This is a genomic window from Burkholderia sp. SCN-KJ, assembly GCF_024656005.1.
GTDB lineage: Bacteria > Pseudomonadota > Gammaproteobacteria > Burkholderiales > Burkholderiaceae > Burkholderia.
The window spans coordinates 1-15,434 of record NZ_JANKOG010000045.1; the positions used below are offsets into that span (position 1 = coordinate 1).

Annotated in this window: 6 protein-coding genes; 4 read left to right on the forward strand and 2 right to left on the reverse strand. The window is 69.8% G+C overall.

Annotated features, from left to right (window positions below):
- Positions 1-23: 23 nt before the first annotated feature.
- A complete protein-coding gene (locus NQV17_RS35915) occupies positions 24-8,618 on the forward strand; it encodes an LWXIA domain-containing protein (protein WP_257775884.1) in 8,595 nt (2,864 codons plus the stop codon).
- A gap of 119 nt (positions 8,619-8,737) precedes the next feature.
- Here NQV17_RS35915 and NQV17_RS35920 read toward each other — a convergent pair whose 3' ends face one another.
- Positions 8,738-9,397: a response regulator transcription factor gene (locus NQV17_RS35920; RefSeq protein ID WP_257775885.1), complete on the reverse strand. Its 660-nt coding sequence runs from the start codon at positions 9,395-9,397 to the stop codon at positions 8,738-8,740.
- 139 nt (positions 9,398-9,536) lie between these two features.
- Between NQV17_RS35920 and NQV17_RS35925 the strand changes: the two genes are divergently transcribed.
- From NQV17_RS35925 to NQV17_RS35935, 3 genes are all read left to right on the forward strand, one after another.
- Positions 9,537-11,306, forward strand: a complete 1,770-nt coding sequence (locus tag NQV17_RS35925; RefSeq protein ID WP_257775886.1) for a hybrid sensor histidine kinase/response regulator — start codon at positions 9,537-9,539, stop codon at positions 11,304-11,306.
- A gap of 470 nt (positions 11,307-11,776) precedes the next feature.
- On the forward strand, positions 11,777-12,658 hold the full coding sequence (locus NQV17_RS35930; protein WP_257775887.1) for a sterol desaturase family protein: 882 nt from the start codon (positions 11,777-11,779) through the stop codon (positions 12,656-12,658).
- 9 nt (positions 12,659-12,667) lie between these two features.
- Positions 12,668-14,584, forward strand: a complete 1,917-nt coding sequence (locus NQV17_RS35935; protein WP_257775888.1) for a serine hydrolase — start codon at positions 12,668-12,670, stop codon at positions 14,582-14,584.
- A 154-nt stretch (positions 14,585-14,738) separates the two neighbouring features.
- Here the strand turns inward: NQV17_RS35935 and NQV17_RS35940 are convergent, their stop codons facing one another.
- Positions 14,739-15,380 (reverse strand): ankyrin repeat domain-containing protein, encoded by a 642-nt coding sequence (locus NQV17_RS35940; protein ID WP_257775889.1) that lies wholly within the window; start codon positions 15,378-15,380, stop codon positions 14,739-14,741.
- Positions 15,381-15,434 lie beyond the last annotated feature (54 nt).

Here is a 15,434-nt window from a genome sequence, read left to right on the forward strand (position 1 = left end):
CCGACCGGGACGCGCTGGCCGGCGTGGTCGGGTCGATTCTCGACAGCGGCAACCGCCTCGAGGACGTCGAATACTACGTGTACGCGCTGGAGGACGGCGAAGGGAACGTGCGCAAGCCGGACGAGGACGGACTCCCCTCGACCGAACGCGGCGACCTGGGGGACGACATCCGGGCGGCGAACGCGGACGCGCGGCGCGCGGCGGCCGGGGACGATCCGGTGAAGCTCGCGGCCGCCGCCTCCAGCGAGGACGGCACGATCGGCGTCACGCGTTACGCGTCGTTCCACGACGCGATGATGGTCGCCCGCGGCGGCGTGGCGGCGGGCCGCTACCAGGTCGCGCTGGTCGACCACGGCGCGCTCGCCGCGGACGGTACGGTGCCGCCCGAAGCGGTGGTCGCCCGGGTCGGGCTCAACGACGCCGGCGACGCGCTGATGCTGTCGATGAACGACGCGTACGATCGCACGCTGCGCGTGATGTACCCGCGCGGGTTCGATCCCGCCAAGCCGCTGATCCGCAGCGAGGATGGCCGGCGCGTCGACGTGATCAACGCGCCGCCCGGCATGGACGAGACGCAATGGGGCGCGTATCCGCGCCGCGAAGCCGACCTCGCGATCTATTCGAACCATCCGGACCAGCCCGAGAACCGGCTGCCGGCGGGCGAGCGGCCATTGATGCCGGTCCCGCCCGGCTACTTCGCCGTGTACGCGCATGCGTGGTCCGACGCGTTCGCGAGCGCGACCGGCAAGCCGATGAGCGCCGAAGACCTGGCCGAGCTGGTGCGCCAGAGCGGCTGGGACGGCAAATCGCCGGTGATCCTCTATGCATGCGGCGCGGGTACGCGGGTGAGCCCGCTCGCGCAACTGCTCGCGAACGTGCTGGGGGTGGACGTGTACGGCGCAAGCGGCTTCGTCGCGTGGCGCTCGCCGCGCTATCGCAGCGACGGCAGCCCGGACTCCGGCTATACGACCGGCATCGTGGTTGAGCCCGGCGCCCCCAGCCTCGCGGGGAAGCCCGACCATTCGGTGCAGCATGCGCCGCGCACCTACCGCTTCTCGCCGGCGCTGGCGGTCATCGACCAGGGCGCGCACGCGGTCGACTGGAGCACCGTGGCGCCGCGCCCGGTGTCGAATCGCTGGGGCGCCAGCGGCGCGTCGGGCGACGCGCGCGTGCCGCTCGGCGTCTACGTCTGGCGCGTGCTGACGAATCGCGGCGGCGCGGTCATCAATCCGCGCAGCCGCCGCCCGGCGAGCGCGCTCGAGATGACCCACGCGCTCGAGGAACTGGCGTGGAAGGGCTATACGCCGGGCACGCCGATCGCGCTGGAGGGGCCGCACAGCGGCGCCGATCCCGAATTGCTGCAGGAATTCGCGGACCTGATCCAGGCGCCGGTGTTCGGCCGGCTCGGCGACGACGACGCGGCCGGCTGGCAGCGCGCGATCCCCAATCCGGGCCGCCGGCTCGCGCGCTTCCAGATCGAACCCGACGTGAACGGCAAGTTCTCGCCGGGCCGCGCGCAGCCGGTTCGCGTCAATCCGCTGGAATTGCGGCCGGTGCCGGGCTCGAACGTCGTGAACCTGCTGGGCCACGCGACCGCGCGGCAGTTCCTGAAGGTGTCGGGCTTCGACATCGCCGAATCGCATGGCACGAAGCCGCGCGACGTGAGCTGGGACAGCGCGATCGCCATCACGAAAGACGGCAACACGATGTCGCCCAGGGAATTCGCGCGCAGCCTGCTCGAGGATCCAGCCTACACGGAAGGCAACGGCGTGCTGCTGACCGGCTGCTATCTCGGCTCCGGCGGCTACCCGTTCGCGCAGGAGCTCGCGTACGAACTGCAGGTGCCCGTGATCGCGTCGATCGCGTCCAATTCGATACGCGGCACCGGCGCGCTGGAACTGCACCCGAACAGCGACGACATCGTCGTGCCGGCACACGATCCGGACGTGTCTACGCGGCTGTACCTGCATGTCCCGGAGGCGCCCGACGCGAACGAACCGCCGCTGGTGTTCGCCCGGCGCGGCGAACCCGCGCCGGGCACGGTGGCGCACGGGTACGACGGCGCGCCGGTCGAGCCGGTGCGCCCGATCGACGCGCAGATCGATCCGGACGCCGACAGCGGGCGGCGCGGCAACACCGGCACGCCGGGCGATGCCGCGCGGCCGGGCGCGACGGCACATGGGCCGGCCCAGCCGCGGCCCCCGGCGCATCCGCGTCTCGCACCGGAGCGGGACGCGGGCGAGCCGCCCGTCGACGAGCCGGTTCCGGTCGTCGACGTCGCGCCGGGGCAGATTTTCACGGCGGACGAGTGGGCTGCGCGCACCGAGCAGGCCGCCGAGGCCGAAGCCGACGACGGCCTGTCGGGGATTCCGCAGAAGACGTACCGGAACAACAGCCGCGTCTATACGGACCGCACGATCGCCAACGACGGCGTGATGACGACGACGATTCACGGCGAGTCGGTACTGCAACCGGGCTTCGACGACGTGACCGGCGTCGACGCAACGCAGCACCCCGAATTCCTGCGTCCGGCCGACACGCTTTTGATGCCGGCCGACGACCCGCTGCACCCGGTCGGCACGCGCGGGCTGATGTCGCCGCCGGGCCATCACGTCGTGTTCGGACACGGCATGTCGGCCGATGCGATGCTCGGCCCGGACGGCCGGCCGGTGACGCCGGACGAGGTGGCCGAGCGTGTCGCGCCGCACCTCGAAGCGGGGCAGGACGTGACGCTGTATTCCTGTTTCAGCGGGTCGGACAAGCACGATCCGTTGCGCGTCGCGCCGGGCCAGGTGCGGGCCGCGAGCGGGACGTTCGCGGCCGCGCTCGCGCAGCGCCTGTCCGAACTCACCGGGCGGCCGACGTCGGTCTGGGCGCCGCAGGACATCCTGCTCGTCAAGCCGGACGGCTCGGCCACCGTGCGCGGGACGCGCCGGACCGGCGAGGTCGACACCGATCGCCTGCCGATGCAGCGCTTCGTCGGCGATCCCGCGCGGGCGGGCCGCCCGGCACTGCCCGCCGCACCGGACGCGGAGCCGGCACCGAGCGCCGCGCATCCGGCGCCGCCGCCACGGGCCGAGCGGCCGGCGCGTCCGACGGTGCCGCGCGTGCCCGATCCGACGTTCGCCGATCCCGGCTACGACTTCACGCCGATTCCGGACGACACGTTCGAATCGGTCACGCTCGACCATCCGTTCCGCAGCGCGCTGGCCGACCGGCCGGGCGTGATCGGCGATGCCGCGCGCGTGACGCAGGCCGGCGGCACCGTGAGCCAGCACTGGCCGAGCTATTTTCTCGACGGCCCCGAGCCGACCCGCGTGATCGACGACGTGATGCAGGCGTTCGACGCGGCCGGCCTGACGAACCTGCGCGTCGAATTCGTGACGGGCGACGGCAGCATCGTGCTCGGCAGCGGCACCGATTTCGGCGCGCTCGATCCCGAGGCGGGCTGGTTCCGGTTCAGCGGCACGGTGCCGGACGCCGCGGCGTCGGCAGCGCACGCGACGGGCCGCACGGCCGCCGAAGCGCGGCGCGCGTTGCCGGACGGCGTGACGACGGTCGCGCACGACGATCTCGGGCAGGCGCTCGATGCGGCGCATGCCGGGCCGCGCAATCACGCGTACGTGCCGGCCGATGCGCTGCCGGACGACACCGCGTTCGCGCAGGGCGACCTGACGCCGGCGGAACGCGTCGCGGCCAGCGCCACCGCGCACCTGGCCGCGGTCGAGGCCGCCGCGCCGACCGACGTCGTGCTGCTGTCGGCACTCGGCCACGATCCGGCGAGTGCGCTGCGCATCACCACGCCCGACGGCGGCTCGCTGTTCAAGCCGGCCGGCGTCGACATGTACGTCGTGAGCACCCGCGACGCGGCGACGGGCGACGTGTCGTACCGGCTCGTCGGCGTCGATCGTTCCGGCTTGCCGGAAGGCTATGCGGCCGTGCATGCCGGCGGGACGCGCGCGCTCGGCGCGGTCGACGGCATCCCGACCTGGCCGAGGTTCGGCCACGCGGGGCCGGCCGGCCGTCTGGCGAGCCCGGCCGGCGACCCGGCAAGCAACCCGTCCACCGCGGCGACGCCGGCCACCGTTTCCGGTCATTCAGCCGACCCGGCCGCGCCGCAGGGTGCCGCAGCGGTCGAGGCGGAGAATCAGGCGCGCGCCGCCGACTGGCTCGACACCCTCGGCCGCCGCACGCTCAAGCGTGTCGACGGCCGGCATGCGCCCACGCTGGACGGACTCGCCCGGCAGCTCGGCCCCAACGCGCATGTGCTGATCACCGCGCATCACACGCCGCCCGACGGCGCCACGACCTATACGCCGCCGGCCTTCGTCGCGGTGCTCGAGACCGACGCGAACGGCGCGCTCGGCCCGGTGCGGATGCTGAACGGCAAGCGCGTGCCGCCCGCGCTCACCAAGGCGCTGGAAAATGCCAACAGCGGCGGCCGACGCGCACGCGGCAAGTTCGACTTCCATGTGTCGCCGGTCGCGCACGACGAACTGGTGGCGTTCGGCGGCCCGTCGAAGATCGAGACGCCGGACGGCAAGACGTCGTGGGACGTGACGGCGTCGGGCCATGCGATCGAGACGACGCTCGCCGGCGACGTGTCGAAGCTGCAGGACGCGCCGGTCTTCAAGCGGCCGCGCCAGGCCGTGCGTGCGGTCTCCGGCGCGCAGCGCTGGATTCACGTGGTCGACGACGAGACGGGCAAGGTGCTCGGCCATGCGGAGCGCAACACGAATCACGAGTGGAAATATTTCGAAAAGGCCTCGGTCGGCGATACGGAGATTCCCGAGCAGGATCTGCGCACGGTGTTCCGGCGCCGCCGCCGCGGCGGCATTCCGGTCGGCCGGTCACCGCGCCGCGGGATCCGTTTCGTCGTCAGCGACGTGGCGCCGGCCACCGTCGACCGCATCGGCGGGTTCCGGCCGGCGAAGGCGGCCCCGGCCGTCGAGAAGAAACCGATCCGCTCGGCCGGCGACCTGTTCCAGTCGATCGTGCCGGTGCGCCGGCCGCTGGCGCGCGCGGAGCAGGGCGACGACGCGAACGCCGCGCCGCTGGCGCCGGTCGATCCGCATCTGTTGCCGTCGGACAAGTCCGCGCTCAACGCGGTCGACTTCAGCGGCAACAGCGTGTCGCACCTGCTGACCGCGATCCGCAACGGCGCGCTGGACGGCGGCCGCCATGTGATCTACGTGTTCAGGACCGACGGCGCGGTGGCCGAGGCGCTCGGCGATCCGCTTGGCGTGATCGCCGAGCGCGACGGCGAGATGCGCTGGTTCGACAAGATCCCGCAGGTCAACGACAAGAACCATCCGGGCGTGCCGCTCGACGCCATGCCGATCGGCAACGATCGCTTCGGCACGGACGTGCATTTCCTGCTCACGCAACTGTCGCCGCGCGATTTCCTGAACAGCGCGCGGCCGACGCGCGTCGCCGCGCTCGAGGCGCGCGCGAAGGCGCTGCACGATCAATGGAAGGCGGCGGAAGCGCGCGGCCTGCACTCGGCGCCGTTCCGCGCGCTCGCGGCCCGCACGCGGCACGGCTACAACGAGGTGCTCGCGGATCTGCGGCGCCTAGGGAACAAAGGCACCGCGCCCGAGCCGCTGTCGATCGAGCCGTACCAGCCGGGGTTGTCGTCGGCGACCTCCGTCGAGTTCAGCCTGCGCCACGGCGCGGCGAAGCCCGAGCAGTATTTCGCGACGCACCAGCAGATCGAGGCGTACAACAAGCAGGCGCAGCGGCCCGGCGACGTGAACCTCGTGCTGAAGGGCGAGCCGCAGGCCGTGATGGTCGACGTCGGCATGTGGCGCACGCTGCTCAACAAGCTGTACGTCGCGCGCGACGTGTCGACGTCCGCGTCGCGGTTCCTGCCGGTGCCGGGCAAGCTGCGCGCGCGGACGCGCAACCTCGGCGCGGCGACCGTCGCCGACAAGCGGATCCGGCAGATCTTCACGCGCTCGAGCGAAGCGTTGCAGGATCGCATGGTGCCGATGGCGCGCTCGTTCTCGCTGAGCGACGATCCGGCGTTGATGGGTGCGCTCGTCGAGCGGTATGGCGGCGTGATGCCGGTCGCCACGCTCGTGATCGATCCGCATTCGCTCGCGGCGGTGCTCGGCAAGGCGCACGATCCGGATTTCCTGCGCGCGGTGCGCGCGCTCGGCGACCAGAAGCACGCGGTGTTCGACGGCGAGAACGGGATGATCCATCCTGCGCCGGGCTCCGACGGGAAGGCGCTCGCGCTCGACGATCTCGCGCATCTGCATCGCTGGCTCGACGAGGCCGCGCGCACTGGTTTCGCGATCCGGCTCGAGACGGCGCCGTCGCGCGCGCTCGTGTCCGGCGCCGACTACCGGTTCCAGTCGGGCACCAACGACACGTATCACGATTACGTGCGTGTAATGACCGCCCTCGAACGCTGGTCGAACGCGCATCCGGACACGAAGGCGCCGAACGTGATGATCACGTTCCACGGCTGGGACGCGGTGCCGGAATCGGTGCCGGGCGGCGGACACGAGAAGCTGCTGCGCGCGGTGCTCGAGCGCAAGGGGCTCGAATGGGTGCACATGGGGCTGTCGTACGGCACCCACGGCGCGGACTTCATCGGCAACCAGGATCTCACCGGCGCGCTCGCGAAGCTGATCGTGGAGAACCGCAACCGGCCCGAGATCATCGACCGCCTGCATGGCGCCGATGCGCTCACGCGCGTGTTCGAGCGGGTCGACCAGCAGACGCTGGCGAACCAGCATCAGCTGCTGTTCGCGGAAGTCGAGCGGCTCGGCGCCGCGGACGGCATGACGCCCGCGGACATCGCCGCGCTGCGCCAGAAGCTCTACGAAGGCAACACGACCGTCTGGCTGAACCAGGCGCGCAAGGCGACGATCGAGCATGCGATGCCGCTGTGGGATGCCGACGGCAACCCGCCGCGCACCGGGACGGACGAGGGCGCACGCAGGTTCGGCGGACGCTGGCTGGCCGCCTACGGCGCCGGCGTGCCCGACCGGGTGACCACCGGCAAGCGGCCGGCCGCCGCCGACCCGCTCGACCACTGGCGCGCGGTCGTGCACGATCCGGCGCTGATCAACGACGGCACCAAGCCGATCGGCACGAGCCGCCGGGAAGCGGCGCAGCTCGCGAAGGTCGACATTCCCGACGCGAAGCGCGCGCAGGCGGAACTGCATGCGCTGCGGGTGCACGACGAACCGATCGGCGAGAACACGCCGCCGCCATCGTCCAGGCGGATCGCCGGCGACATCGCGGCGGCCACCGTGACCGGCGGCGCCGGCGCGGGCGTGCTCGTCGCGGTCGGCCGGGAGTCGGTGCGCACCGCGACGAACTCGCTGTATGCGGGCCTGCGGGTCGGGCGCGTGTTCCAGGCGCTGCATCACGGCGCGGTCGCCAGCCTGAAGAACGGCGATCCGCGCGTGTTCGATCGCGTCGTCGACCGGCTCGTGCGCGGGCTGCAGGCACAACTGAAGGCGAACGGCTTCGACGTGGACGCGCGCGGCGCGCAGCTGGAGCAGATCGCGCACGAAGGCAAGGCGATGGCCGCCCAGCTGCGCGCGCTGAACGACGACGGGATGCTGTCGTTCGACGATACCGTCGCGCATACGAAGGCGATCGCCGCCGACATGCTCGCGCAGATGCAGGGCGTGGTCGGCGGGACGTCGCTGAAGCTGCTGCATCACGGCAGCCCGCGCCATTCGGTCGGCCGCGTCGGTCGCGTGCTGGCGCTCGGCGGCTACGGCGGTTCGATCACGATGAATGCGTTCAGGGCGATCACGCACGGCGACCTGCTGGCCGGCGGACAGGCGATCGGCGGCGCGTTCAGCGCCGTCTATACCGGCATCGTTTACAAGGGCAGCCTGCGGGGCGTGAATGCCGAGAACCGCAGCCAACTGGCGCGGATCGCGAGCGCGACCGGCGACTACCTGACCTCGGCGGTCGGCATCGCAACCGGCGTGCATACCGCGCTGACCGTGGATCCGGTGACCGGCACGCTGACCGCGATGTCCGGCGCGCTGCTCGGCGCCGGGCGGCTGCATTCGCATTTCCCGAACGCGACGCCGTGGATGGAGCGCTTGCCGACCGGCATCGCGCTGGCGCCCGTGGCGATCTTCGGGATCATGCAGGGGATCAGCCTGTACACGTCGGCAACCGCGTCGGACGATCAGCACAAGCCGCCGGGTTCGTCGCCGAAACCGTCGGGTTCGAGTGCCGGGGCGCCGACGCCGGGTGCGTCGTTTGCGCCGTCGCCCGGCACGACGAGCGCACCGGTGCAGCCGAATGCGTCGGCAACGAAGTCGGCATCGGCATCGGCGACGCCGAGCGCGCAGCCGTCGGGTACGCCATCGCAACCGGCGCAGCCTTCGACGGGTTCACCGAGCCCCGCGCCCACACCGCTGACGGTGACCGTGGCGGCCGGCGATTCGTTGTGGACGATCGCGGAAAGTCACGAAGGATCGTTGCTTGCCGCGGCACACGTGCCGGCCGACCAGCAGCAGCGGATGTCGGACGGTCAGCGGATCGACGTCGCGCTCAACGAGATCCTGCAACTGAACCCGAACCTGGCGAGCAAGCCGGGCGAGATCGATCCGGGGCAGCTGGTCGTGGTCGGGTGACGAGGGCGGCGCGCGGAACGTGTGCGGGCCGGATGCAAGCGACGCGTCGCGCGTGACGACGAGCGACGGGCGGGCGTGCCACGATGCACATGCATGCGTCGTCGTCGCCGGCCCGTGCATCAGCGCAGCATTGCCTCCGCGCCGACATCGTCGGACCGCGGCAGTACGGTCAGGCCGTCGCGCAGCGCATACGCGATCACTTCGGCGACGTTGTGCAGCGCCAGTTTCGACATCAGGTTCTGTCGATGCTTGCGTACCGTGAGCACGCTGAGATTCAGCTTGATGGCGATGTCCTTGCTCGAGTGCCCATTGGCGATCAGCACGAGGATTTCCTTCTCCCGGGCCGTCACCGGCGGCACGGCCGCGGCGCCGGTGTGCTCGAGGACATGGGCGAGCGAGTCGCTGACGTAGCGGATGCCCGACAGCACCAGCGCGACGGCACGCAGCAGCTCGTCGCCGTCTTCGTGCTTGAGCATGTAGCCGTCGACGCCGATCGCCACGGCCGCCCGGACCGTGGCCGGGTTCTGATTGCCCGTGACGACCAGGATCCTGGTCTGCGGCGCTTGCGCCTTGACTTGCTTCGCCAGTTCGATGCCGGGGAAGCCGGGTAGATCGAGATCGAGCAACAGCAAATCGGCCTGTGTATCGCACACCAGCTGACCGACCACCCGGCCGTCGCCGGTCTCCCCCACGACGGTCCAGTTCGCTCGCGTCTTCAGCAGCAACTTCAGCCCGTCGCGAATGATGGCGTGGTCTTCGGCAAGCACGATTTTTTTCATTTTTCTTTCGCCTTCTCCCGGGGCACCCGGAAGCTCGTTCCTTTGCGACAATACGATGCAACCCCGTTGCGACGTGTCACGCGGCGGGCGAGATCGACGCCCGCCCCGTTCAACGCCGGATCCGCTACGCGATTTTGAAATGGCAAACAGGATAGCGCAAGAATACCGTGCCGACGTGCAGCTGGAACTGGTCAATATGCTGTACCGACAGTCTCCGCCAATCCTGTTCGGCAACGTCGCCGTCGTCAGCCTGACTACCTTTCTGTTGTGGCACGAGGTGTCGCGGCATGCGCTGCTCGCGTGGGCCGCGGCGATCTGCGTGCTGACCGCGATCCGTACCGCCATGGTCTGGCGCGATCGCCGCGCGGGCGAACATCCTGCCGGGACGGCCACGCGCCGCGCGCGGAAATACATGGTGTTCGCGGGCGTGTCCGGCTGCCTGTGGGGCGCCATGGGCGTGCTGTTCTTTTCGCCGGACAACACGATCGTGACCGCGCTGATCTGCATCGTGCTGGCCGGCATGACCGGCGGCTCGGTGGCGTCGCTCTCGTCGTGGTGGCCGACCTACGTGGCTTATGCGTTGCCGACGGTGCTGCCGTTCGCGATCCGGTCGTTCGCGTACGGCAGCGCGCTGTTTTCGGTGCTGGGCTTCCTGTCGCTGTTCCTGCTCGCGGTCAATCTCGCCTTCAGCCGGACGCTGCAGCGTACCGTGCGCGATGCCGTGTCGCTGCGCTTCGAGAACGTCGACCTGATCCGGCAACTGACGCAGGAGAAGGAGCGCGCCGAACTCGCCAATCGAAGCAAATCGCAATTCCTGGCCGCCGCCAGCCACGACCTGCGTCAGCCGACGCATGCGCTCGGCCTCTACATCGCGACGCTGCGGGCGATGGCGCGCGCGCCGAGCGTCGACGGAACCGCGCTCGACGACATCGCCGAACGGCTCCGCACCGCGTTGAAAGGCATGTCGCAATTGCTGAACGTGTTGCTGGACATATCCCGGCTCGACGCGGGCGTGATCGATGTCGAGCCGCGCCGCTTCGCGCTGCAGCAGGCGCTCGACGCGCTCGACAGCCAGTTTCGTCAGGCCGCGCTGGCCAAGGGGTTGACGCTCAGGATCCGGCCGACCGCGATCTGGCTGGAAACCGATGCGGTGCTGCTGCACACGATCCTGTCGAACCTGCTGTCGAATGCCGTGCGCTATACGCAGCGCGGCGGCATCCTGCTGGCGTGCCGGCGGCGCGGCACCGACGTCGAGATCCAGGTCTTCGATACCGGCATCGGCATCGCGGGCGATCAACTGCCGCACATCTTTCGGGAGTTCTACCAGATCGGCAACGCGGCACGGGACCGCGAGCAGGGGCTGGGCCTCGGGCTTGCCATCGTGCAGCGCACGGCGGCGCTGATCAATGCGAGCGTGCAGGTGCGTTCGACCGCGGGCCGCGGCTCGCTGTTCTCGGTGCGGCTGGCCATGGCCGACCATGCCCCGTCGCGCGCCACCGGCGCGCACCCGTCGGGCGAGCGTGCGGACCCCGGGCGCGGGCAGGCGCGCAAGACCATCCTCGTCGTCGACGACGATCGCGACGTGCTGGCCGGCATGCAGACGCTGCTTCAGACCTGGGGGCATACCGTGATCGCCGCGCCATCGCTGGAGCGTGCGATCGAGCTTGCCGCGCCGCGGCGCGCCGAACTGGACATGATCGTGACGGACTTCAGGCTGGCGGGGCACGTGACCGGCGCCGATGTCGTCCACCGGGTGTTCCGCGTCATCGAACGCGAGATTCCGGCCATCATCATTACCGGCGATACGTCGCCCGAGGGCATCCATGCGGCTTCGTCGAGCGGCTTCAGCGTGATGCACAAGCCGCTCGACCCTCAGGAAATGCAGACCTTGATCGACGCGTCGGCGTGACAGCGCTGCGATGTCATCGCACCGCGCCCGCTCGGCACTGGCACGCGAATGCGACGCGTTCGCGACGGCAGCCGGCGCGGCCGGTGCAGCGGCGACGGCACTACTGCATCTGCGGTATTTCCCAAACGAAACGGGTGCAGTACCTTCGCACCTGCTGGCAATCGTAAAAGAACAGTCGCGCGGGGTAGCGAAGAAGGCAGGACAGCCGGGGAGACCAACCCACGGTTCGGGCCGCACGTCCGATCGAATCGGCACGGCGCCGGCACGGCCTGATGCCGCGGAACAGGATCGGTCGCAGTGCGGCCGATCCTTTTCCAGGCGTCGTCCTTTCTGAAAGCAACGCGACAGGGTGCCGTGCCTGCACCCTGAATCGCGCTCGCCTTGCGCACGAGCCGACCGGCCTCTCGCGGTCGAATCCTTGAACGGTCATGGCGCGGCCTCGCCGCCCGCCTGCCTGGAGCGCAACGGTGATGGACAATCTGCCCAATATCATGGTGGCCGCGTTCCCGGCCTTCGCGGTGCTGATCGTCGTGGAAATCGCACTCGCGGCGGTGCTCGGCCGGTCGCTGTACCGGACCCGCGACACGCTGGCGAACCTCGCGCTCGCGGCCGGCGCATTCGTCGCCAGCGTGCTGACCGGCGGGCTGGTGCTCGCGGTGCTGAGCTGGGTGTACGCGCACCGGCTCTTCACGATCCCGACGAACGTCTGGTGGGCGTGGGTGCTGTGCTTCTTCGCGGACGATTTCAGCTACTACTGGTTCCACCGCCTGAGTCACGAGGTGCGCTGGTTCTGGGCGTCGCATTCGGTCCACCATTCGTCGGAACAATACAACCTGTCGGTATCGCTGCGCCAGACGTGGACGGGCACGATCACCGGATCGTTCCTGTTCTGGGCGTGGATGCCGTGGGTCGGGTTCCATCCGAAGATGATCCTGTTCATGCAGTCGGTGAGCCTGATCTACCAGTTCTGGATCCACACCGAAGCGATCGGCAAGATGCCGCGCTGGTTCGAGGCGGTGCTGAACACGCCGTCGCAGCATCGCGTCCATCACGGCAGCGATTTCGACTATCTGGATACCAACTACGCCGGCACCACGATGATCTGGGATCGGCTGTTCCGCTCGTACACGCCCGAGCGATTCACGCCGCACTACGGGCTGACCTCGAGCATCGGCACCGACAATCCGTTCAGGATCGCGTTCTACGAGTGGCGCAATATCGCGCGCGACCTCGCGAAGGCGGACAGCCTGCACACCGCGATCCAGTATCTGATCCGGCCGCCCGGCTGGAGTCCCGACGGCAGTTCCCTGACGACGCGCGATGCGCGGCGTGCCGCACAGCAGGTTTCCTGAGAAGGCGATATGGCTCACACACGCGATCCACACGACCGGCGCCACGATGCGGCGCCATCCAGCGCCGGCCGCCGGCAATTCCTCGAATACGCGGGCGCGGGGTTGTTGTCCGCGATGCTGCCCGGGTGCGGCGGCGCGGACACGATTCAGCGGTCGACCTACGACGCGACCATCGCGGCAGGGCGGCAAACGATCCAGGCCTCGCTCGATGCCCATCCGCGGAGCCTCGCGGGCATCTCGGTTGCGTTGCTCAAGGGCAATCAGGTCGTGTGGGCGCAGGCGTTCGGGAATGCATCGGTCAACCCGGCGGTCGCCGCCACGCCGACGACGCGCTACAACATCGGTTCGGTCTCCAAAGTGATTGCGGCGCTGGCCGGCGTGATCCTGCAGGATCGCGGGCTGATCGACCTCGACGCGCCGATCGTCCGGTACGTGCCGTCGTTCACCATGCTGTCGCCGCAGTATGCGCAGATCACGTCGCGTCATCTGCTGTCGCATTCGTCTGGGCTGCCCGGCCAGAACGTCGACGACATGTTCTCGTATGCGCCGATTCCCGGCTATGCGGCGACCGCGCAAAAGGTGCTCGCCAACGAACACCTGAATCATCCGCCGGGCCAGTTCGCGGTGTACTGCAACGACGGTTTCACGATCTTCGAACTGGTGGTCGCGGCAGTCACCGGGCTGAGCTTCGCCGATTTCGTTCAGCGTGAGATCCTCGCGCCGCTGAACATGACGAATTCCGGCTTCCTGACCAGCGTGCCGACGAGCGGCCAGTTCGCGCTGGCGTACGCGAACGGCATCCAGTACGGGCAGGAATTCGCGAATCCGTACGCCACCGGCGGCCTGTCGACGACGCCGCTCGACATGATGAACCTCGCGCAACTGTTCATCGGCAACGGCGTGTTCCAGGGGCGGCGCATCGCGTCGGCGGCCGGAATCGCCGACATGCTGACGGACCAGACCGACCGGTGGCAGATCAAGTCGACCCGGCTCGGTTACTCGTATGCCTATGGTCTCGGCTGGGACGACGTCGACGATCCGGTCCTGCGCGCGGCCGGCGCAGCCGGCGCGTACAAGAGCGGCGGCACGCAGTTCTTTTCAAGCCATTTCTACGTGCTGCCGGCGGCGCAAATGGCGCTGATGATCACCGGCAGCACCGGCTATGACGCGGCCGGCATCGCGCCCGCGATCCTGCTGCAGGCGTTGCAGGAAGACGGCAGCATCGCCGGGGCCCCCGCGAAGGTGAATGTCGCTGCACCGCCGGCGGCTGCGTCGCCGGACGTTGCCGCGGTCGGCGGCGTCTACGGCAACGAATCGGCGCCGATGCAGGTCGCCGTGAACGCGGACGGCAGCCTGGCGTTGACGCAATGGAACGGCACGGCGTGGACGGACGCCGGCCCGAGCGGCGCGCCGTACGTGTATCGCAGCGACGGCTGGTGGTGGAGCGATGGCGATACCGTGTCGTACCGGTTCGATATCCTGCCCGGCACGGACGACGCGGGCAACGCGGTGAGCAACCGGTATCTGACCAAGCGTGTCGTCGACGGCTCGGGCTATGTGTTCCGCGTCACGCCGTATGCGCAGCAACTGCCGGTGCTGCCGCGGCTCGACGCCGCCTGGCAGGCACGTGTGAACACGTCGTGGAACGTGATCAACGAATCGGCGCAGTCGGTGTTCTCGGGCGGCAAGCTGCGGGTGTCGCTCGGCAGCCTCGACGCGTTGCCGGGCTACGTCCTGTTCGCCTACAGCACCAGCGGCGGCGCCCACTTCAACTACCAGTTGTTGAAGCCGCTGGCCGACGACCGCTGCGGGATGACCGTGCAGATACCGGTGATGCCCGGCCGCGATCTGTTCGAAATCAGCATGACGAACGCGGGCAATGTCGAGACGATGGCGGCTTCCGGATGGCTGTGCCAGCGCGTGTGAGGGCCGGCGGGAAAGGCGCGAGGCGCGACGATCGGCGGCATGACTTCCGCGCCGGCAACCCGGCTCCGGTGTTAAGGCTGGGAGCGCGTGCCTTCGTGATCTCGTGTCGCATGACGATGGACAGGCGGTCAACCTCGAGGGCAAGCTCGACCGGTCACGGCCTCGCTCGCAACGTCACATCGGCATTCGGCGTCGCGCCCACCTTTTCGAGCGCCGCAACCGCGGCGTCGTTGCCTTGCAGGATGGCGTTCTGCAGTGCGGTGCGGCCGAGCGCATCGACGTGACCCGGGTTCGCGCCACGGGCGACGAGCACCGGCAGCATGTCGAGGCGGCCGAACAGCGCGGCGAACGACAGCGCCGTTTCGCCGGCGTGATTGGTCTGGTCGATCGGGCAGCGCGTATAGGCCAGGCGCTTCGCGATCGCAGTCTCGCCCTTGAACAGCGCGCCCATCAGCGCCGTGTTGCCGTGACGGTCGCCGATACACGGGTCCGCGCCGTTGCGCAGCAGATAGTCGAGCGTCGCGGGCTGGTCGCGATAGGCGGCGAGGATGACCGCCGTGTAGCCTTCGCGCGTCGTCGCGTCGATCGGATAATGCGCGTCGACGAGCGCTTGCAGGATGTCGATGCGGCCGAGGCGGGCGGCAGCAAACCATGCATCGTCGTAGCGGCGCAGGTCGGCGTGTGCGTCGGGGTGGGGAACGGTCGCGGGCGGCGCAATCTGCGCGCAGGCCGCGAGCGCGACGGCACCCGCGATCGCGAGCGTGCGGAAGAGGGCGGTTCGGAGTCGGTTCTTCATCGGCATTGCGCGCCGCGCGTGGCCGCGCGGCGCAATCGGACGATTGGTCGGGAC

Coding starts and splice junctions, on each gene's coding strand:
- NQV17_RS35935 (WP_257775888.1), top strand. CDS start 12,668: ATGGCTCACACACGCGATCCACACGACCGGCGCCACGATGCGGCGCCA.
- NQV17_RS35940 (WP_257775889.1), bottom strand. CDS start 15,380: ATGAAGAACCGACTCCGAACCGCCCTCTTCCGCACGCTCGCGATCGCG.
- NQV17_RS35925 (WP_257775886.1), top strand. CDS start 9,537: ATGGCAAACAGGATAGCGCAAGAATACCGTGCCGACGTGCAGCTGGAA.
- NQV17_RS35930 (WP_257775887.1), top strand. CDS start 11,777: ATGGACAATCTGCCCAATATCATGGTGGCCGCGTTCCCGGCCTTCGCG.
- NQV17_RS35920 (WP_257775885.1), bottom strand. CDS start 9,397: ATGAAAAAAATCGTGCTTGCCGAAGACCACGCCATCATTCGCGACGGG.